At 48.5% G+C, this 20,196-nt stretch carries 16 protein-coding genes; 5 read left to right on the top strand and 11 right to left on the bottom strand.

The window, feature by feature from the left end:
• Window positions 1–11: 11 nt before the first annotated feature.
• Entirely contained in the window at window positions 12–887 is an 876-nt protein-coding gene (locus SPL68_RS00865) for a class I SAM-dependent methyltransferase (RefSeq protein ID WP_323813174.1), read from the bottom strand.
• 137 nt (window positions 888–1,024) lie between these two features.
• Between SPL68_RS00865 and dhiT the strand changes: the two genes are divergently transcribed.
• Together dhiT and SPL68_RS00855 are read left to right on the top strand one after the other, a co-directional pair.
• Window positions 1,025–1,294, top strand: a complete 270-nt coding sequence (gene dhiT / locus SPL68_RS00860) for a type II toxin-antitoxin system toxin DhiT (protein WP_323813173.1) — start codon at window positions 1,025–1,027, stop codon at window positions 1,292–1,294.
• Between the two features lie 8 nt (window positions 1,295–1,302).
• Window positions 1,303–1,545, top strand: a complete 243-nt coding sequence (locus tag SPL68_RS00855; protein ID WP_323813172.1) for a DUF2442 domain-containing protein — start codon at window positions 1,303–1,305, stop codon at window positions 1,543–1,545.
• Between the two features lie 128 nt (window positions 1,546–1,673).
• Here SPL68_RS00855 and SPL68_RS00850 read toward each other — a convergent pair whose 3' ends face one another.
• From SPL68_RS00850 to SPL68_RS00815, 8 genes are all read right to left on the bottom strand, one after another.
• A complete protein-coding gene (locus SPL68_RS00850; protein ID WP_323813171.1) occupies window positions 1,674–3,110 on the bottom strand; it encodes a glycoside hydrolase family 30 protein in 1,437 nt (478 codons plus the stop codon).
• 86 nt (window positions 3,111–3,196) lie between these two features.
• Window positions 3,197–5,854: a cellulase family glycosylhydrolase gene (locus tag SPL68_RS00845; protein WP_323813170.1), complete on the bottom strand. Its 2,658-nt coding sequence runs from the start codon at window positions 5,852–5,854 to the stop codon at window positions 3,197–3,199.
• Between the two features lie 352 nt (window positions 5,855–6,206).
• The gene (gene glsA, locus SPL68_RS00840; RefSeq protein ID WP_323813169.1) at window positions 6,207–7,232 is read right to left on the bottom strand and encodes a glutaminase A; all 1,026 of its coding nucleotides are present in this window, start codon (window positions 7,230–7,232) and stop codon (window positions 6,207–6,209) included.
• 41 nt (window positions 7,233–7,273) lie between these two features.
• The gene (locus tag SPL68_RS00835) at window positions 7,274–8,611 is read right to left on the bottom strand and encodes a DcaP family trimeric outer membrane transporter (RefSeq protein ID WP_323813168.1); all 1,338 of its coding nucleotides are present in this window, start codon (window positions 8,609–8,611) and stop codon (window positions 7,274–7,276) included.
• A 193-nt stretch (window positions 8,612–8,804) separates the two neighbouring features.
• Window positions 8,805–9,071 (bottom strand): acyl carrier protein, encoded by a 267-nt coding sequence (locus tag SPL68_RS00830; RefSeq protein ID WP_323813167.1) that lies wholly within the window; start codon window positions 9,069–9,071, stop codon window positions 8,805–8,807.
• A gap of 120 nt (window positions 9,072–9,191) precedes the next feature.
• Entirely contained in the window at window positions 9,192–9,566 is a 375-nt protein-coding gene (locus SPL68_RS00825; protein WP_323813166.1) for a hypothetical protein, read from the bottom strand.
• 54 nt (window positions 9,567–9,620) lie between these two features.
• Window positions 9,621–10,448 (bottom strand): hypothetical protein, encoded by an 828-nt coding sequence (locus tag SPL68_RS00820; protein ID WP_323813165.1) that lies wholly within the window; start codon window positions 10,446–10,448, stop codon window positions 9,621–9,623.
• 290 nt (window positions 10,449–10,738) lie between these two features.
• A complete protein-coding gene (locus SPL68_RS00815; protein ID WP_323813164.1) occupies window positions 10,739–11,776 on the bottom strand; it encodes a PDDEXK nuclease domain-containing protein in 1,038 nt (345 codons plus the stop codon).
• A gap of 496 nt (window positions 11,777–12,272) precedes the next feature.
• Between SPL68_RS00815 and SPL68_RS00810 the strand changes: the two genes are divergently transcribed.
• From SPL68_RS00810 to SPL68_RS00800, 3 genes are all read left to right on the top strand, one after another.
• Window positions 12,273–13,490, top strand: a complete 1,218-nt coding sequence (locus SPL68_RS00810; protein WP_323813163.1) for a helix-turn-helix domain-containing protein — start codon at window positions 12,273–12,275, stop codon at window positions 13,488–13,490.
• A gap of 31 nt (window positions 13,491–13,521) precedes the next feature.
• A complete protein-coding gene (locus SPL68_RS00805; RefSeq protein WP_323813162.1) occupies window positions 13,522–15,726 on the top strand; it encodes a TonB-dependent receptor in 2,205 nt (734 codons plus the stop codon).
• A gap of 154 nt (window positions 15,727–15,880) precedes the next feature.
• Window positions 15,881–16,447 carry a DP-EP family protein gene (locus SPL68_RS00800; RefSeq protein ID WP_323813161.1) on the top strand — a complete coding sequence of 189 codons (567 nt, stop codon included), beginning with the start codon at window positions 15,881–15,883 and terminating at the stop codon, window positions 16,445–16,447.
• 35 nt (window positions 16,448–16,482) lie between these two features.
• Here the strand turns inward: SPL68_RS00800 and SPL68_RS00795 are convergent, their stop codons facing one another.
• Both SPL68_RS00795 and SPL68_RS00790 read right to left on the bottom strand, forming a co-directional pair.
• Window positions 16,483–19,152 carry a protein kinase domain-containing protein gene (locus tag SPL68_RS00795; RefSeq protein ID WP_323813160.1) on the bottom strand — a complete coding sequence of 890 codons (2,670 nt, stop codon included), beginning with the start codon at window positions 19,150–19,152 and terminating at the stop codon, window positions 16,483–16,485.
• A gap of 7 nt (window positions 19,153–19,159) precedes the next feature.
• The gene (locus SPL68_RS00790) at window positions 19,160–20,134 is read right to left on the bottom strand and encodes an FHA domain-containing protein (protein ID WP_323813159.1); all 975 of its coding nucleotides are present in this window, start codon (window positions 20,132–20,134) and stop codon (window positions 19,160–19,162) included.
• Window positions 20,135–20,196: the final 62 nt, after the last annotated feature.

The following is a 20,196-nucleotide window of genomic DNA, read 5'->3' as shown; positions in this document are numbered from 1 at the left end:
CTTGTGAGTGATTACTTAGGCTTTCTAAACACCAGTGTCACGCGGTTGGATTCGCCGATTTTGCTGTTTACGGCTTTTTGCGCATCGGTGCCACTCAGGCTTGGTGGCAAGCGCCAAACGTTATCGCCCGCTTGCGGATCATCTTTGGGGTTTTTGTTGATATCGCTTTCGCCCACAAACTCAAATCCGGCGTCGGTCATAAAGCTGATGATCGCCGAGCGTTTCAAATAACCGCGGCTGCCGTCCGCCCAGGCATCGGGTTTGTCTTCGGCCATTGCATGCTGAACTATGCCGACAATACCGCCCGGTTTTAATACGCGATGGGTTTCGGCCAGCGCTTGTTTCAGGTAGCCGCCTTCGGCATCAAAACGCTTGAGATTGTGCAGGGCGCGGATAAATAACACTGCATCGACTTCTTCGGTCAAATTCTCAGGCAGGGTGCCAAAGGTGTAAGCCTCAATTTCGGTGCCATCTTCAGCGCCCCAGTTTTTGGCATCTTTTGGCCATTGTGCAGTCCAGGCTTTGCGCTCGGCTAAAAATTTCGGGTCTGCACCCCAAGCGCCAAACTTTGGCCACATATCAAAGTTGTAGTCCACGCCAATCACACGGCCGCCATCACCGATATAGGGAAGCAGGATTTTGGAGTACCAGCCTTCACCTGGCAGCGCTTCAATGATCGTATCGCCCGGTTTAATGCCGAAGAATGAAAGCGTTTCCACCGGATGGCGCGCCAGATAACGCGCTTGATGTTCCGCCGGCAGCGCTTGGGTAACAGCAGCCAGCTTTTCTTTATCGGCTTTGGGCAGGCTATCGGTAGCGATAATAGTGTCTGCAGTGGTGCAGCCATGTAACAGCACGGCCGCCGCCAAGAGGGCGATTTTTTTCATCTCAGAATTCCTTTGTTATAAGTGGATAAAACCCTGCGAAGTGTGCCAGCCAATAGTGTTCGCTAACAGCGCATGGGGATTATTTTTTGTTAAGGGCGGCTATAATCAGTGCCTCACGCACTCAAGGAAGAAACTCTATGCCTACGATTTCCATGTTTTATGGCTTAATCATCCGTATGTATTATTTTGATAATCAGCAACATGATATGCCGCATATCCATGTTGAATATCAGGATCACAGGGCGGTAATTGCTATACCTTCGGGAAAAGTGATCGCAGGAAATCTGCCCAATAACAAAGCTAAATTAGTCACTGCTTGGATTGAGATTCACAAAGATGAACTCATGGCTGATTGGGCATTGGCGTTAAATGGCGAACCCGTATTTAAAATTGATCCCTTGCGCTAGGTAATCAAATGAACCCTTTTGTAAAAAGTGTAGAGCCTTTGGATAACTACAAACTCAAGCTGCTGTTTACCAATGGGGATTTAAAAATTTTTGATGTGGCTCCTTATCTGGAAAAAGGTGTCTTTCGCGAATTAAAAGACAGCAGCTACTTCAAACAAGTAAAAGTAGTTTCAGGTGCGATTGAGTGGCCACACGAGCAAGACTTCAGTAACGACACCCTGTTTTTATTGGGCATTAGCCAAGAGCATTAAATCCTTTCCTTTAATAAAAAACCTTCAATAAAAACGCCAATAAAAAACCCGCCGAAGCGGGTTTTTGTTTTTAGTAATGACCGAATAGCATTCCTGATTTTTTCAAACAAGGGTGATCGATAGACGTATCAGTACACCAATGTCTGCATCGCGTGAGCAGGAATACTCACGCGGGTCTCTTTATCGCCGATGTATAAGCGGTAGTCAACTGCGCTGTCGCCGCTGTTCATGACGACGGTGATGAGACTGTTGTCGGCGTTTAACCATGAGGTGGTTTGCAACACACTGCGGCTGGGTACGGCGCTGACGCGTTTGGCATCCGGGCGGATAAATTTGGAGAAGTGACCTATGTAGTAGTAGGTCGGGGTGTAGATCAACTCGCCATTGTTTTCGTGGATTGGTGCAAAGCAGAAATTGCCTACGTGGTTGGGGCCGCCTTTGTTGTCGAGCAGAATGTTCCAGTCAGTCCAGGCCACTGCGCCTGAATTGAAATCGTTAATGATCGAGTCGCCGTAGCGCTCGGCGTTTGGCCAGTAGTGGAAACGCGCAGCATCAAATTTTTCTACGGTAGCTTCAGTCACCAGTAAATTCAGGTTTGGGTAGGCGTTGTGAACTTCGGCTACGTTGCCGTACATCGGCTTGCCGCCCGCCCAGGTTTCGTACCAGTGGAAGCCCACGCCCCATACATATTTTGCCGCTTCCGGGTCGGCCATGATGGTGTTGACGCGATGAGTGATCAGATCGCGGTTGTGATCCCAGACAATAATTTTTTTATCGCCCAAGCCTTCTTGTTGCATTACCGGGCCGAGATGATTTTTGAGGAAATCGCGCTCTTCATCGGCGGTGTAAATCATCGATTCCCAGGTCTGTTTGGCCATAGGTTCGTTTTGAATAGTGATCCCCCAAATCGGGATGCCTTCTTTTTCGTAAGCCTTGATGAACTTGGTGTAGTACAGCGCCCAAGCGTGGTTGTATTCGGGCAGTAATTTTCCGCCTTGCAACATGTTGTTGGTGTCTTTCATAAACGCTGGCGCGCTCCAGGGGCTGGCGTAGGTAGTGATTTTTCCGCCCGCTGCTTTGATCACTTGTTTGATCAAAGGGATGCGATATTTTTGATCGTGTTTGATGTTGAAGGTTTTTAATTCTTTATCGCCTTCGTCGATGTAAGTGTGACTGCCGCTGGCAAAGTCGGAGCTGTGAATAGTGGTGCGCAACAGGCTGTAGCCGATGCCATCTTTTTTATCGTAATAGGCCTTAATAAATTCTTTTTGTTTTTTGCTGCTGAGCTTGGCGTAGGTCTCAGCGCTCGCATCGGTCACTGCACCGCCAAATCCCAAAAAGGTTTGATAGGTATTGTTTGGGTTAACGTAAATCGCAACGTCCGTCTCCGGATTTTGCTGTGCCGCTTTAAAACTGAGTTTTTCACCGAGGCTCAGTTTTTGATTGGTGTCTTTTGCGGTGGTGTAAACACTCAGGGTTTTGTTGCTGCTGTCCGCGGCATAGGCTCCCAATGCGGGACTCGCCAAGGCGAGGGCGATGACCAATTTTTTAACGTGTTTATTCATAGTGAGTTCTCTAGTTTGGATGAGCGATCAGGTAAATCGATACCGCACCGGGCGTGTTGCCCGGTGCAGTTTTTTAGCTTGTGCGGTTACAGCTTTTTCACTTCAAACCAGTTGAAATTCCACTCTTTGCCAATTGAGCGGAAGCGCAGCGTGTGGTTGCCTTCGGTCAATGCAAAACTGGCGCTGGTTTTGGTGATGTAGGTTTGCCAGCCACCGGTGGCGTCCAGAGTTTGGGTGTCGACCACCAGGTCATCTATCAGCACTTCAAAACCGCTGCTGCCGGTTTGACTGGCGAGGCGATAATCGATGCTGTAGTCGCCTGCGGTTTCGACCTTGATTTTGAACTCGACAAAATCGCCCGCTTCAAAGTGGCCGACATTCAAACCGCCGCCGCTATCGCCGCTGTTTTCAGTCTGCACGCCGCTCATGGCAGTGAACTTTTCCGCTTCGATTTTGGCGGGCACAGGCACATACAGCAGGGGAGTGTTGGCCTGCTCGCTGGTGTAGCCTTCGGCGATGCTGTTTTTGGCGGCAACCGAGTAGTAGTAGGTTTCCTCTTCGCTTAAACCGGAATCGGTGAAGGTGAGTACCGTCAAGTCCTCTGCGATGAGTTCACCTTTGTTACCGGCGAGATTGGAACGGTAGACGTTGTAGGTGATGCCTTCGCCCGCTACCGCAGCCCAGGTCAATGCAGCACTGTTGCCGGTTTGGGTCAGTACCAGATTGGTCGGGCGCTCGGGATAGTCGAATACATCGTTGCGCTCATCCGTCACCAGCCACTTGGCCAAGCCAGCATTTACGTCATAGCCCACTTCGCCATAGCTGCTGAACAGGGCTTCGATGTCTTCGATCGGCGCGCTGGCAAAGTCCACCTTACCGGCGTTATCCACTACATCTTTACCGGCCACAGGCATGTCTTCGATCAGGTAGATCTCCGCCCAAGTATTTACGCTGCCATTGCCTTTAAACACACCACTGAAGCTGTAGGTCTGGCCGCCGGTGAGGGTAACTTGCTGGTAGAGCGCGCCGTTGATTTCACCTTCTACGCCAGTTGGACGGGTGATGTGCAGTATTGCGCCCTCGCTACCTGTAGGCGCTTTAGCTGCATCGGTACTGTTGTAGTTGAAATCGAGCGCGCCGCTGATGGTCAGCTCCGACCAGCCGCCACTTGCGCCAAAGTTGCCGTTGGTCAGCAGTTCTGCATCGGTAGCGGTGTTTTTCAGGCTGATGCTATCGAAGGTGACATCCGGATTAGCGCCGCCGTTGGCACCGGTTTTGATCACCAGATAGTAGGTTTTATCGCCCGTACCACCGGCAGTGATGGTGCCGGCTTTCTTCGCGCAGGCGTCGGCAAAGCTGGAGTCCCAGTTGTTGCAATCCCAGGTACTGGCTTTGGTGATCAGGCCGACACCCGTGTCCAGACTGGTATTGATCTCGTTAGTCACCATGCCCCAAGTGCCTTGCCCTTGGCCGCCCGCAACTGTCACCAGCTTGTATGCCCAACTGGTCGATGCCCAACCGTAGGAGGCGAAAATATCGTAGGTCGCCCCGCCGATTTTGCCGCCCAAGTCGTTTTCACCTGCGCCCGCACCCTGCCAAGGCTGGAATTCACCCATCAACATGGGAGTGGCCAGTTCAGTCAGGCGGGTATTCCAATCGCATACCCCAGCGGTGCCGGTTTGGCCGCACTTGAGCCAGTCGCGGTGAATGTCGTAGTGGCTGTCGTTAGGTCTATCGCCAAACAGGCCGGGGTAGGGGTGGAGTTCAAAGGCGACGTTGGTCATGCCCTGTTCGGCCGGGTCGCCATAGGCATCAATACTGCCGTAGTGGCTGGGCAGCATGATGATGTGTTTGTCGTCGATGGTGCGAATCGTCTCGTAGAGTTCGGTCACGCGCTCGGCCATGTCTTCCGCGGTTGAACCCCAAGGTTCATTGAGCGGGTCGTAAGCGGCAACGGCGGGTTCATCTTTATATTTGGTGGCGATCTGTTCCCACAGCCATTTGGTGCGATCTTGGTACTCAGTGTTAGTCCAGTACTGATTCTGGCCAGAGCAGCCGGTGTGATCATTAGGCGTTTGGCCGCCGAGCGCGCCGTGCAAATCGAGGATCACATAAATGTCGCGTTTTTTGGCTTCAGCGATAGCCCAATCCAAGTAGTGCCAAGCATCTTCGCGCAGGGTGCGCGGGTTCTTTTCGTCTTCGATCACGCTCCACAAAATCGGCAGGCGGATCACGTTAAAGCCGAATTCCTGTAACTGATCAAAGTCGCGCTCGGTGATCCAGTTGTCGCGGAAGAGTTTGATCAAGCGCTCTTTTTCATCGTAGCCGAAGCGTTCGGTGAGTTTGGCTTCGAGCGTGCACTGGTCGTGTACGCCATTGCCGCCTTGGCCCATCATCCAGAATTCCTGCACCAGCCAGTTGCCGAGGTTGGTACCTTTGAGGCAAACCTGATTACCGCTGGCTTTGACCCATTTGCTGCCGTCGGTTTTAAGCATGGTCAGACCTTCGCCATCCGACTCTGCGCAGGCTGCAACAGGTGCAGCCGATGAAGACGATGACGAGGTGACCGATGACGAGCTGGGCGAACTATCAGATGCGCGCACGCCGTGTTCGCCTTTGCCACCACCGCAGGCGACCAGGCCAATAATGCAGGCGCTAAGCAGGCTGAGCGCAAGTGGATTGCGTTTGCTGTAGTGCTGGTTGTGGAGCTGGTTGTGTTGCTGTTTGTCGTTATTTGAATACATAGCGGGTTCTCTTTTTATTGTGATGACTTTTATTTTGATGATGCAAAACCGAGGAATCCGGCGGCCGACAGCCGATTACATCCAAGGTTGGGGCAATCCTGCCCCAAGCGATCACGTCATGCGCCCGACTAAACTTACTCGAACCGCATCACTTGCGTTCGAGTGAAACTGGAACATGGGAATGGCAGGGAAAAGCGTTCGGATAAATTACCCGAACGCCAATTGGCGCGGCTTTCAAGGTGATTTGGTGCTTATAGGGGGAGAGCTGGAATAGGGTTTGAAGTAGAGCTGGAGTTGGATTAGAGCGGAGCGGAGATGGCCTGATGCTGTGCTGCATCAGGCCAGAGTGCAGTTATTTGGCAGGAACGTCGTAAGGGTTGCCGCCTAAAGCGTTAGAGATGTACTCGATTGCCTTTTGCGCGCGCACGCTATTACCGGCTGCATCCAGCGGCGGCGAGATAACGGCAATGCCAAACTTGCCGGGCGAGACCGCGATAATGCCGCCGCCCACGCCGCTCTTGGCGGGCAAGCCGGTTCTGTACAGCCATTTGCCCGAGTCGTCGTAGAGGCCAGCGGTAGACATAATCGCCAGAATCTCCGGCACGTTATCGCCCTTGATCACTTGCTTGCCGGTGAGTGGATTTTTGCCGCGGTTGGCGAGGGTGGCAGCCATAGTGGCAAGGTCTTTTGCGTTCACGCCGACCGAACACTGTTTGGTGTAGATGTCAGTTGCTTGCAAAAAGTCGCCTTTGATATGGCCATAGGCCGACATCAGCGATGCAATTGCTTGATTGCGCTGGTTGGTCGCCGCTTCGGATTTGTAGATGTCATCCAACACACTGAGTTTGCGCCCGGCAAACTCGTCGTAGGTGCCGATAATCTTGCCCCAGATTTGTTTATAGCTGTTGCCCTTGACCATGCTGGTGGCGGTGATGGCGCCGGCATTCACCAGCGGGTTCATCTCGGCACCTTTGTATTGCTCAATCGCGACTATGGAGTTGAACACCTGCCCGGTCGCATCCACGCCCATATTGCTGTAAATCGCATCTGGGCTGGCTTCTTCCATCACCAGCGCCATAGTGAATACTTTGGAGATGGACTGGATGGAGACTTCGGATTTGATATCGCCCGTGGTGTAAATCTGGCCATCGGCAGTGACCACCGCAATGCCATAAATGTTGGGATCTACCTTGGCGAGCGCGGGTATGTAGTCGGCATTGGCACCCTCCTGCAAACCTTTGTACTTGGCGTAGGCTTCACTCATCGCCTTTTCGATATTGGCTTTGCTGAGCTCAACTGCCGCTGCGCCCAATGACATAAAACCCAATACACAGGCGATGCCTAGCTGCAGGGCGGATTTTTTTAGCGTGGGTAACATGCTTATCTCCTTATGGATGCGTTCAGGCATCCGCAAATGAATTAAAAGTCCAAACTGGAAAAACTGTATTTCATCGAAAATTGCAGGCGGTTGTCGTCACCGGTATCGCCGTCGTTATCGGTGCGCTGCCCCCAAAGATATTCAACGCCCATCATGATGGGGGTGGATGGCGTATAGAGCAGGTTGATCGAGGCGTACTCACCTTTGTGGAAGGCATCGCCCGCTTGGTAGCGCTCGTTATCCACCTCGGTATAGCTGTAGCCAAAGGCGGTACTCCATTGGGCATTCCAATTGAGGTCGTAATAGGCAACCACGCCGGTTAGCGGCACTGCGCCCATTGGCTCATTGGAAATGCGCTCGGTGCCCATATCCATGCCGCCGTCGTTCATATAAGTGGCAATACCCTCGCCGTACACCACGCCCAAGCGCAATGTGTCATCGCCAAAGTAGATATTAGAAGTCAGGTCGAGACCCCAACCGGTTTCGCTGCCTTCAGGTTTGTTGTCAGCAGTGTTCAGGTTTTCATAATCGAGCTGACGCAAAATCCCGGCGAGTTGGATATGCCCCCAATCCTCGTTAAAACGCACTTGGCTGGTAATGTCGGGGAAGGTTTCATTGCCCTGAATGCCCGAGCCGGAATAGGGGCCGCTGGTATCCACATCGACACCGGGGTTTTCAATCGCCACGGCAAAAGTGAACGGGCCTTTAACTGGCGTCCAGCGGATTTGCGGGTTGCGCAAAAACACCATGCCCGACGGCCCCCAGTAATCGATCACGTTGGGGAATAAATCCACATCCATAAACAGCGAGTTAGTCTGCCCTGCGAGCCACGCGCCCCACTCACCGTAAGCGTGGCGCAAGCGAATGGTGGTTTGGCCTTCATCCGAACCTACGCCGAACATATCGAACTCAAATTTGGTGACCAGTGTTTCGCTGCCGAGCGGTAACTTGTAGTTCACACCTAAGCGGCTTTGGCGCGCACTCAAAATCGCTTGGCCATCGCTGCCAAATTGGCCTTCAGTGGTAGGGATGCGCGAAGGGCGCAGAGTGGAGTCCCATGCGGGGTTAACGCGGTTAAAGTCCTGCACGTAATCGACCATGCCAAAGCCGTAAACTTCCAGATTGGGCTCTGAAGTTTTCTCTTCAGTAATCACCACCAGCGCTTCAGTCGTGGCTTGCGGTGCGTTGGCTTGTTCACGCGCCGCATTTTTTTCGATCTGATTAATCTTGGCTTCCAGCTGGCGAATCGCATTCTGCGCATTAGCCAATTCTTTGCGCAGCTGTTCGATCTCAGCATCGCTCGCCGCCATCAAGGGCGCACTGGCGGTTGCCAAAATCCCCAGCATGGCACAGTAAAGCAGTGTGTGTTGTATCTTCATCAAAGCGCTCCTTGTACAAATAGAAAGTACATCGAATAAATAAACTGACGCGTATAACGATAGATACAAAAAAGCACCGCTGCCAGAAATCGATTTTCTATGATGAATTTTGCGACAAGATAAAACCGAGGCGTATAAAAACAAAAAACCGATACATTGGTGTATCGGCTTCAGTCGTAAAACAAAAAAACGCCTAACTCATTCCTAAGTCTTTAACAAACTCCGCATCGCGAGTTATCCACTCTGGCTTCATTTCAAACTGCGTTACCAAAAATGTTTTCACTCTTTCAAAAACCATCTTTTCTGACGGTGCCTTAAAACCTTGTTTCATTAATAGCTTGTTGTGAATGTAAGCGGAAAATTGCCCGACGGTCACAATGTTAGCTGCATCAGAATCTGGAATATCTATTTCAAACTCTTTCTCTGCCCAAAGTATGGTTTCTACTGCATCGAGTCCCATGAATCATTCCTGATGATGTTTGCGTAGCCTGTATGGAGGTTAGTGGAGTACAGGATTGCATAAAAACTCCCACATTTCGTTAGGTTTCATGCTGGCTACTTACTAATGCAAGATAAATTTTTATAACTGCCAGACTATTTCGTTACGCAACTTCTCAACAATCTTAACTTGCGGGCCTGCTACTGCTGCGTAAACGAAGGTTTTATCGCCTACCAACACGCATTTAATTGCAGCGCGATTATTGCTGTAGTTGCCGTATATATAGTTACCGTTTTTTACCACTTGATTGAAGCCCAGCGACTCAAGGATCGCTACGCCTTTTTCTGCACATTTTTCAGCAGATATATTCAATGATTTATGGCCAGACCAAATCTGGGGGGTATATTCCTTTTGGATGGTGGTAACTTCCATTGCTTTTTCGGGTTGTGTTTCTTTGGCAGCATTAGATGAGCATCCGCCAAGTAAAACTAAAAAAATGATTGCAAAAAATTTCATACTTTAATTCCTTGTTTTATTAAAACTGTTCAATGTAGTTACCATCTCTCCGGGCTAGAAGGGTATGTCATCATCAAAAGAGCCTTTTTTTATATTTGTGGGTTCTGTTGCGGCTTTAGTTTGCCTTACAATCAAATTTTGTTTGTTTTGTTGCATCCACTGGATTCCAGAATTAGTGACCAAATAAACTTTATATTCTTCATTGTTATAGCTGTGATCGATAAGAAGCTTTTGAGTTAAAAGTCCACGTTCTACTAGGCCGGTTACACCTAAAGCTAATGCGATTTCAGTAAACTCCATTTCTTTAAGATTTTGTTCAAGTCTCCAGTGAGGTATTCCACCGTCAGTTGTTGGCCAAAAAGTAAAAGCAGACGATAGAATTGCTACTTCATAATCTTCTAGATCAGATTTGATATTGCTGCCAGAGTTGAGGACTTTGATTGAATTCATGCGGCGCGAAGTGGAGAGTTCGTTTTTAATCCACTTAACGATGTTGTTCTCAAGTTCTTCATACCCACTCCTCGAATCTGTTCTATAAAATATGATGGGGCGATGTTGTATGTCGAATGGTAGTTTTTCTCTTTTGGATTTATCGCAAAGAATTACAGTTGGTCGATCAAGCGCTAAAGCATAACCTAATTCTAACCAGACATTAGGATTGTCTTCGCTTACCTCAGCTATACAAATTGAAGCTGATTCGATTGCGGTCTCGATTTTTTCCACCACTGGGCTTAGGCCAAGAATCTCATCAGCTCTTTGTGGTTCTACTTCGGCTTTAATTAGAGCTGGTTTAATGGTTTCCGAATATCTTCGATCATATTTTCCACCGTCAAATGATTGTATAACGAAGCATGTAGGCTTTATTTTTTCTTGATCAGACATTTATTTCTCTTTTTTCAAATCATTAAAAATCTAAATTTTTAGAAAATCAGATGAGTATCTATTTTTACGAATACGGCTGAAAATAAATGGAGAATTGGGGCGGGGGAGGTTGTGCTTGATATCCATAATTCCATAGCAGCCGAGTCGTGTATCCAATTTCCGTAACACCAATCCATTGGGCTGTAACTGCTGTGGTCATTCCTGTGACGCTAAACCACAAAGGTTATGTGGTTTAGCGTGCCGATCATATTACAGTTTATTTCAAGGGGAAATAGATGCCAGTGAGGGGATCATAAATCCTTCGCAAGCTCCGCTTCAATCTCTTCAATACTGGGTAGGCTGGATTTCAAATTTTCTGGCAGGGCTTGGGTTAGCTGGTAAGCGGAAATCACTATGGGTTTATTAATGTCGCAGAGCGCATATTCAGCGACAAGTTTATCTTTTTGTTTGCAGAGTAATAGCCCGATGCTGGGATTATAGCGCTCGGTTTTTAACTGTTTATCGATAGCGGTTAAATAAAAATTAAGTTTTCCGGTGTGCTCAGGCGCGAAGTCGCCGGATTTTAATTCGATGACAACATAGCTGCGCAGTTTGAGATGATAAAAGAGTAAATCGAGATAAAAATCTTTGCTGCCAACCGTTAATGGGACTTGCTTGCCGACGTAGGCAAACCCGGCACCTAGCTCCAGTAAGAATTGAGTGATGTGTTGCGTTAATGCCTGCTCCAGCTCGCGCTCGCTATAGTCCTGGGTGAGGGTTAAAAAATCGAACACGTAGGGATCTTTAAGGGTTTGTAAGGCTAAGTCAGATTGCAGTGGTGGCAGTGTTTGCTCGAAGTTGGTGATGGCTTTGGCATCGCGCTGATATAGGCCGCTTTCTATCTGGTGTATCAGTACATTGCGACTCCAGCCGTGTTTGAGGGTGTTTTGTGCGTAAAAGAGTGCTTCGGCGTGGTTTCGGCACTTTTGCATGATGGCAATATTATGCCCCCATGGGATTTGCGGTAATTGCGAAACAGCTTGTTTCGCAATTGATGTATCAGACCAAAAACGCACCCAGCGCCTTATTAATTCTAAATTGCGCTTTGAAAATCCTTGAATGTCAGGAAACTCTCCCGTTAAGTCTTGGCTGAGCTGATTGAGGAAACCATCGCCCCATTGTGCGCTTTTTTGTTTCTCGATGATCTCGCCGCCCAGCTGCCAATAAAACTCTAATAATGAAGTATTTACGCTGATGGCGGCTTTGAGTTGGGTTTGTAGAAAGGATTGTTTGATCCCTTTGAGCCAATCTTTGTATTCAGAATTGGTTTTGATGATGCTGTTTGCCACGGCTTTTGCTCCTGTCCTTGTTGGCGTTATTCCTTGTTCTCATTAAATGAGATGAGGCCGGATACTACCGGTTTTGCGCTCTGCCGCCTACAAACAAAAAAGCCGATGCATTGCTGCATCGGCAAAGGGTTCCTCAGACACTAACGTTGCTAGAGGAAGCTATGGGACTTGGGCGCAGCTTTCATCTCCTTGTAGGCTTCGGCGGGTATGGTTGCTGCTAGGCTAAGGGAGGGGCGGACACTTGTCGTTCGAGAGCAAAATTTGCCTGTTAAAAAATCACAGGCGAACGGGTTCGACTATTGGAAAAACGCTCGTACGCCCGAGTAGTAGCCCTCGTACGCGGTTTTTTGTGGCTCGATGGCGTCATCTTCGATAGTATCCGGCTGCTAGCGACTACCAACAATGGCCGCCAATTAAGAGCGGTATAACAACAAAAACGATAAGCCCATCGGCAAAAGTGCTTATACAAAGCATGGGCGTAGGAGAGAGAACCAAGATGCAATTCAACCAGGTCGTATTTAATTTTCACGATGTCATCCTGTTGATGACGGCAATGCTCTGCTGTTTTTTCGCTTTGCTGCTCATAGTCACTAATCCGCCCAACAACACCAGCAATTACTTTCTCGCTGCGTTTCTGATTGCCCATGCATTGATTCCTTTGCACGAACTTATTCTCTGGGGCGCTGAGTTTAAACTTCAGGTGCGCACACATTGGCCGCAGGTCTATTTTATTGGTGCCTCTGCTTATTATCTGGATGCAGTGCTGCTCTACTTTTATGTGAAGTCGCTGGTGTTCCGCGATTTTCATCTGCGCCCACGCGATTATCTGCACCTGATACCGCTGGGATTATTTGCACTGTTTATGATTCTGGCGTTTTATCGCTATCCGGCTGAAGTGCGTTTGGATTGGATCAATACTGAAGCGTTTGTGTACAGCGGCGGTTACATTACCGCTGAATTCTTATGCAAAACCCTGCGTGTGATTTACTGCGCAGCGGCATTTATGCTGATTTTTAAATACAAAGACATTCTCAAAACCACTCACTCCAATATTGAGAAGGTGGATATTCTCTGGCTCAAGATTTTGGTGGTGGGCTTTATGGTCATCACTCTGATGCACGAGCTACTGGCCAGCGCCAAAGTTATTGGCTACCTCACCGGGTTTGATTTTCAGCACCCCAACCCGCAGGGCAACCCGATTGAATATATTGGCCTGAGCGGCAACTACGCGCTCTTCTTTTTGGTGACGATGCTGGTATTTACCAGCATGCGCTACTTCAGCAATTTTGAAGCGGTGAAACAAAAAGATGGCAAGGAAGGAAAAGACGCGCCTAAAAAATCGACGCAGGAAAAACTGCTCAACCCCGAATACGCCGCCAAGATCGACGGCATCATGCGCAGCCAAAAAACCTATCTTAATCCTGATCTGACGCTCGATATGCTCGCTGACACGCTCGGCACGCCCGCCAAAGATTTATCGATGATTATCAACCGTCACTTCAATTTGAATTTCTACGAATTTGTGAATGGCTATCGTATTGAGGAAGCGCAAAAGCGTTTGCTCGATCCAGCCAACAAAAGCAAAACCATTACCGATATTTATCTGGAAGTCGGCTTTAACAGTAAATCCGTCTTCAATACTTTTTTCAAAAAGTTGGTAGGGAAAACACCATCCGAATATCGTCAGCAGCCAAAGGATGAGGCAGCAAATTAAATTTTTCCACTACAACAAAAGAGTAATGCTCATGATCAATCGCCACACTTTGTCCCGAACGCATCGCCTTAAACCGCTGGCGCTGGCCTGCGCTGTTTTGCCTCTGCTTGGTGCTCCTATGTTGGTACAAGCTGCGCCTGCTGTTGAAGAGGTGACAGTTACCGCCGCCAAGCGTGAACAAAATCTGCAAGATTTCACCGGCGCCATCAGCGTGCTCACTGATTTTTCCAGCATCAATAATATTGGCGATATAGCCGCGCAGGTGCCCGGCTTTTCGATTGTGGATGCCGGTCCGCGCAACCCAACAGGATTAATTATTCGCGGCCTGCGCACTGATTCAGTGGGTGATAATGATTTGGGCGGGGATGGCTCAACGGTGGCGAGTTATGTCGATAACATTCCGCTGCAAGGTTACTTTGTACCGCCTTCATTCAATCTGAAAGATTTGCAGCAAGTCGAAGTGGTTCGTGGCCCGCAGGGCACTCTTTACGGCAATGCATCCAACGGCGGTTTGATCCGCTACGTGACCGCCAAACCGGATTTGGAAAAACAGTCAGTGCGTGTGAGCGGCAAACTGTCGCAAACCGATCACAGCGATGATCTCAATTACGATACCGATTTAGTCGTGAACACGCCGTTGATCGACAACACTCTCGGTTTGCGTTTTTTATTGGGCAAAACCGACAACGCCGGTTTTATCGATAACCCCTATTTAATTTCCGGTGCGCAAGACGACATCAATGATGACGAAACCAAACAGGCGCGCATTAGTTTGCTTTGGCAAGCGAGCGATAATTTCTCGCTCAATACCATGTACGACTATCAAAAAGTGAACGTAGGCGACCGTCAGGCAGCCAACGAAAGTTTTACTGGAGATGAATACACAGCATCAAGTCGCATCCTGCAACCTATGCAAGGCGAATTGCAGCTGGCGAGTATCGATGCCGAATATGAAATGGGTTGGGCAACACTGACCGCGAGCTTGAACCACTACGATTATCAATACGGTGATCGCAGGGATCAAACGGATTATTTTATTTTTCTCGACAACTATTACGGAGCCTATTACACCCTCTATGAGGATATGTACGGTGTAGTTGCGGCAAATGTCGATGTCGTAAAAGACAGCGCCGAACTGCGTTTGGCTTCGGCAGATGATCAGCGCCTGCGTTGGTTGGTCGGTGGATTTTATAGTCGCGACGATATGGGTCTCATTTACAAAGAAACCGTTCCCGGCTTTGGTGCATTTATCGGCGAAGATCGCCCCGGCGACATCGACTATGACGCGACACAAGATGAAACTCTTAATGAAATTTCTACCTACGCTGAACTGATTTATGACCTCACCGAAAACTGGGAGGCGAGCATAGGTGCGCGCTATTTCCGCTACGAGGATAAATTGGAAACTTGCTCTGCTCTTTACCCTTATGAACGTGGTTGTGAAAATGGCGATGATGACACTAATGACACGCTCGGAAAATTCAGCACCACCTATCGTTTCAGCAACGATCACAAAGCCTATTTTATTGTAGGTGAAGGTTATCGCCGTGGCGGTGCAAATATCACTGAATCTGCCGTTGCGTCTGAGCACTTTTATGCGCCGGATCGCAGCACTAACTATGAGCTGGGTTTTAATTCCTATTGGCTGAATCAGCGCCTGCAATTGAATGTCGCGCTGTTCACTATCGATTGGGAAAATATTCAGTTTAGTACTACCAGTGAGGATGGTCGCGGTATCAAAGGCAACGCTGGTGATGCGCAATCACAAGGTATTGAATTGGATGCAACAGCAAAATTAAGCGATGCGTTTACTCTGCGCCTTGGTTATTCCGATATAGATGCTGAGCTGACGGAGTCGGTTGAAGAACTTGGTGTTTACGATGGCGACCGTTTGCCGGGTTCACCGAGCACGCAGTGGAGTTTGTCGCTGGATTTCAATCAGGAATTCAACGGCGCTGTGTGGGATGCCAGCATTGGTTTTAATCGTATCGGCGATGTCACCACCGCATTAAATGAAGACTTCTACGAATATCGTGTGCTCGATGCCTACACCACCGCCAATGCGCGCGCGGGTGTAACACTGGGTAATTGGCGTGTTGGTGCGTTTGTGAATAATATCGAAAACACGCGCGGCATTACCGGTGCGCGCACCGATCTGTACTACGGCGATCAAGGCAAGTTTGATTACATCACCCGCCCGCGCACCATAGGTATGTCAGTCGTTTATCAATATTAATTGCCAATGATTCGGTATTTTTAAGCTAGGCTTGTTTGGCAATGTTTTTTAGTCGCGCTCAAGGATGCGCGCGGCACACCATCAAAAGGCCGTTATTTTTGATGTGTTGACCACCTAGGGAACTCACACATGCAATTAACAGGAAATATTTACGATGGCAGATTCAAAGAAAAAATCAGTAAAAAAAGTAGAAGGTAAAAAAGCGCCTGCAAAAAAAGGTAAGAAAAAACTGGGGAGCGATTGCAGCTTTGAAATTGATGTTCCTAGAGGTGGGCAGGTTATTCAGTTCTTCAATCTGACTCCTGCGCTACCAACAGCGACCAGCCCCGGTGATTGGATTTTTTCAACTCCGGGTAGTGCTGTTGATATTTCTACTTTAACTGTTGGTTTTGAATTAAATCCATCTGCATTGGAGCGTCAGTTCGAGCGAGCTATTTTAGTTGTGAGCATACAGCAAAATCCAGCTACTGGTGGTACTTGGCGTTTTGCTTTAGGTGGTGTTGCAACCGATCACGGTGATGAAAACCCATACAATGATATCGCTGTGGAGGTTATCGATAATGGCTTTACCTTATTGGTTTATGTCCAGGCGCTGGAAAACAATGAGGAAAATGCACCATTTGGATTTGTAGCTTCGTACACAGATTCTAAAACCGGTGTTGTCTCAATATATGAGTCAGGCGATCCAATTATTATTGTTGATCGTCCGCCAAAGCCTTAAGGATAACTGCCAGCAATGTAATGACGCAGCTTTTTTTATCTGGCTGCAAGACATTGCTGGCTATCTTTTCTTAGCAGGGTTTTAAAATCTTTATGGCTACAAAGTGACGTGAACCATTCCAAGTCATACCATATCGGGTGCAAGCCATTTTTAATCGCATTCCGCGCATTCGCAATGGCAGAGTTATTTTCGCCCGCCAAGGCATAAACAAGGGATGCAGTATATTGGGTCTCCACGCTTTCTGCGTTGGTTTGCAACAGCTTTTGAATGGTGGTAGCAGCCTCTACAAAACTGCCCAGTTGAGCATAAGCTTGAGCCGTCACTAGCAGCGATTCCCGATCTGTTTTGTCCTCCACCATTAGCAGTAATTTCTGATAGCTCTTATTGGCTGACTCTAGCCCTGCCAAACGTTCCGCATCAGCCAGATTAAGTAGGATCGATGGGTTTTCAGGTGCGAGCAGGTAGGCTTTTTCAAATAGCAGAAAAGCGCTTTCATGTTCTTTTTCTAATAAATAAGCTAATCCCAGATTGCTCATTATGGATATGTCTTCGTTTTTATTAAGGATTTCCCCAAAGGCTGCAATGGCTTCTTTGGTCTGTCCGTTGCTCAGTGCAATAATGCCTTTTAGTTTCAATGCCTTGTAATTTTCAGGGGAGAAAATCAATATTTTTTCCAAGTGGGTGTTAGCTTCCGGATAATCGCCTTTGTAAAAATAAGCGAGCGCCAAAGCATAATTGTTGCTGAGGGTTTCGCGCAGTTGTTGCGCTCTTTGCAAAATATCTATCGCCTGCTGGTACTCTCCACTCAGTATTAATGTTTGTGCCTGCAGCTCGTTGAGGTGAGCATTGCCCAAGCCTATTGACTTCAGCTGCGCAACCACTTTCCTCGTTTGGTCAAAATCTCTTTTGGCTAAATAAATTGCATGGAGATTTAATAGATGTGAGATGCGCTGACTTTGATTGTCGAGAATAAAAGCAACACGTTGGTCTAAAAGTTTGGTGTCGCCGGTTTTGTAATACAGATCCAGCAGTATTTCGGTGAAAATGGTTTGTATATTCAAGGATGCTTTTGAGGATTGGCTTAGCGCTCCCAGAGTGGAAAGCATTGCCTCATTTGCCCCATTCTTCAAGTAATCGCTATAAATAGCTATGGCAGTATCATATTCATACGTAGGTATCGTCTGCTCTTGTACGTTCAGTTTATTGCCGTACAGCTTTTCAAAACTTGAGTGTATAAGCTCAGCAATAGCGGCCAAGTCGGTAGTGAGTAACTCGGTTGTGGCTTTTTGTGAGGTAATTATTTTTGCTGATGCAGAGGTGTCGCTCCTTACCAAGCGGGATATCATTGCCGTGCAGGTGGTTTGTTTGCACTCTATATCGGTGGTAAGGAGCTCATCTGCCGCAGTTGCTTCAAAAATAGTGGTCGGTTTGTTGTCGCCAAGCTCGAGCATTTCACTGCGTGAAATTAAGTAATACCCATTGGATTGGGCTATAGCTTGTTGCTCGGCCTCGTAGATGGCATTTTTAATTAACTCTTGTTGTGGTGCTTGCATTCCGTTTGCGGTTAGTGTTGGTGGAATGACTGCGACATACTTTGGCGGTTTAGGCTGTAATTGCCACACCACAACTCCCGCAATAATCAAAAAGCTGATTGCCGCAGAACCAGCGGCGATTTTATTCGCGGTGATATAACTTTTAAGTTTTTGCCATGCAGATACTTTGGGTGTGGTCGGCATTGCAACAAAGCGAGTATCGAAGGTTGGGTGATCTTGCGTGCGTGAAGCTTTAGTGTTTGTGGATGGCAAAGGCGCGACTAATGCTTGAGTGTCATCGCCCGGCGCATTTTCTTGCCAGCTCAAGGCTTTTAATTTTTCAAACTGCGCTGCTATCCAGTGCGTATTGTCCGGGCGCTTATCGGGATCTTTAGACAAAAGCTGGCCGAGCAGGTCAATAAATTCAACGGGTAAATCCGGATTGAATTTTTGCGGCGCAGTAGGCGGGTGCGAAATAATCCGCTGCATGGTCTGCAGTTTGTTGCTGGTATCGCCAAACGGATGCGCACCACACAGCAATTGATACGCGAGAATCCCCAGTGAAAATAAATCACTTTTAAAGGTGATGGTTTCACCCATCGCCTGCTCGGGCGACATGGAGCAATAACTGCCTGCAACGTGATCCGTCAGCGTGCCTTTAAAGTCTTGCGATTTGGCGATGCCCAAGTCGGTAATTTTGGCTTGGCCGCGTTGGTTGATCAGAATGTTTTCGGTTTTTAAATCGCGGTGGACGATGCCGGCATCGTGTGCAACCGCCAGCCCTTCAGTAATTTGCACAAGCCACTGCAACCGTTGGGCGATGGAGACAATATGCTCGCGCAGATAGGCTTGCAGGTTTTGTCCATCGACCAATTCCATCACCAGCGCGAGCTGATCAGTGGTGTCGATAAAATCGTAAATCTGCACAATGTTCGGGTGATTTAATTTGGCGAGCAGCAAGGCTTCGCGTTTAAATCGCTCGACGTAGTGATCTTCAAATAATTCGGTGCGCAGGCATTTAATCGCCACTTCACGTTCAAGCTTTGTGTCGCGCGCGCGATACACCAAGCCCATGCCGCCGCGCCCAATACACTGACGCAGCTCGTAGTGGCCGATGCGCAATGGCTCAGTTGTGCTTGTGTTGGAGTTGGATGGCGGAGTGGAATTATTCATTCAGCGATTAGCAGCTCATACAGGGCGAGGCGAGGGTGAGCGTTTCGCCTTTGTAGATTTTAAATTTCTCGCAGCCAAAACGAATTTTTCCGCCGCGCCTTTCCAGCAGGCATTGTTGCCCTTGGGTGTCGGGCAGGCTGTCGGCCAATTGTTTGCGCGCGCGGAAAATCTGGATATTCATGTGAGTGCCATCAACACCCAATTCTGCCGCGAGTTGATCGGCGTACACCCAGCCCTGGCTTTTGCTATCCAATCCGCGTTCGGCATCTTCGGCGCGGTGGCGAGCGAGTTGCAGTAACAAATAATGGTGCGTGCGTATCGCCAAATCCAACCTTTGCTGGTTATGTAATTCGAGTTGGGTGGTTTCTTCATCCAAGCTCATCGTAAAAATAAATTCGTAATCATTAATGTGGCGCGAGGATTTTACTTCGGTCGGGCCGTAAATTTGCGCGCGCACAAATTGCCAATGGGTGTTGCCGAATTGCACCAGGTCGCCATCGTTTAATTCTGGCGCGTCAATTTCATTGTGTTGATGCAAGGGCTCCTGATACCACTGCTGGCTCGGCTCGTCGAAAAACAATGCCAGTTCCGGCTGTTCGGCATCGGGTAGCAGGTGGTAGCGCGAGAGATAAATTGGCTCGGTGATGCTCAGGTCTTGCTCCAACGGCCAGAGCATATCTACAGGGGGCGCGAGGTTGATAACGGTAAAGCCGGGGTCAGTCAGCTCGGCAAAATGGATTTCATCGCCAAGGTAGAGATCGCGGCTATCGCCCTGACCGAGGCTAACGCCATTAACCCAGGTGCCATTTAACCCAAGATTTTTGATGCGCCAGTGACTGTGATTCCATTCAATCGCCGCGTGTAATTTGGATACGTAGGGTTTATCGATGTGGGTGTTCACAGCGGGCGCAAGCCTGCCGAAGGTGTGATGGGGCGCGAGAGGAAAGAAGCTCCCGGCAGCGACATCCAGCAAATAAGCCATAAGTTTTCCGCGTAAAAATGCTTTTTTAGTAATCAGCCATTAAGGAGCAGCTTGCCGATTCT

The sequence above is a fragment of the Cellvibrio chitinivorans genome (genome assembly GCF_035117775.1).
Classification (GTDB): domain Bacteria; phylum Pseudomonadota; class Gammaproteobacteria; order Pseudomonadales; family Cellvibrionaceae; genus Cellvibrio; species Cellvibrio chitinivorans.
Note: the sequence above shows the minus strand (reverse complement) of the source record. Positions and strands in the feature narration are given on the sequence as shown.